This window comes from Brevibacillus sp. SIMBA_040 (genome assembly GCF_046535075.1).
In the GTDB taxonomy this organism is placed as follows: Bacteria; Bacillota; Bacilli; order Brevibacillales; family Brevibacillaceae; genus Brevibacillus.
Window position 1 is genome coordinate 1 of the sequence record NZ_JAWRXI010000308.1, and the last position, 253, is coordinate 253.

Genomic DNA, 253 nt, shown 5'->3' on the forward strand with positions numbered 1-253 from the left:
GTATAACTGATGAAGACGGGAATGTTTCCATAGAATTTAAAAACGGAAGAGAACAAACCATTTTAGTACGCAAAAATGATGGAGTACAGAATGTAGATACTTACTATGTGTATGATAATTATCAGAACTTAGCTTATGTAATCCCTCCTCTAGCTTCCATATCAACCACAATTAATGATGATATTTTAAATAATCTCTGCTATCAGTATCGTTATGATATTTGGGATAGATTAGTGGAAAAGAAAACACCGGG

General features: G+C 32.8%; 1 protein-coding gene. It reads left to right on the forward strand.

Annotated elements, in window-relative coordinates:
- On the forward strand, positions 1-253 hold a 253-nt coding region (locus SB752_RS32935), incomplete at both ends, for a hypothetical protein (protein WP_410719584.1).